The organism is Ancylomarina sp. 16SWW S1-10-2 (assembly GCF_009669305.1).
In the GTDB taxonomy this organism is placed as follows: Bacteria; Bacteroidota; Bacteroidia; order Bacteroidales; family Marinifilaceae; genus Ancylomarina.
Map to the genome: position 1 here is coordinate 1 of NZ_SADB01000225.1, position 446 is coordinate 446.

Here is a 446-nt window from a genome sequence, read left to right on the forward strand (position 1 = left end):
GCCCATCATGCAGGCAAGTGCAGTTACGTGGTTTGTGTTCAAAACCGAAATAAATCTTGGGGTCAACCTGAAGCAAAGCACCACACTGCCTTTTTAGTCGGTAAAATTTCTAGTATCAGCCTATCTCAAGAAGCAGATTCTGAAGGTCGTTGGATAATTAATATTTCTGAATATGCAGATATTTCTATTCCTAATATGTGGGATGGAAATAGAAACCCTGTTGCTTATAGATCTTTAGAAGAGCTGAATATCAACTTAGAAGATTTACAGTTCCATAAACTAGAACAAGAAACTGATGTCTTAGAGGAAACCAGTAAACTAGAAGAAAAAAAATTAGAAAAAATCTCAATTCCTGAAGCTAAAAGATTGTTAGCAAATTATTTTGATGTTCCTCAAGAGAATATTTCGATCACGATTAATATGTAATTTTAAAGGCAAAAGATAAT

1 protein-coding gene is annotated in these 446 nt (G+C 33.6%); it reads left to right on the plus strand.

All coding sequences use genetic code 11. From position 1 onward, the window contains the following. On the plus strand, positions 1 to 426 hold a 426-nt coding region (locus EMN46_RS19745), incomplete at its 5' end, for a hypothetical protein (RefSeq protein WP_195715334.1). Between the last annotated feature and the right edge of the window lie 20 nt (positions 427 to 446).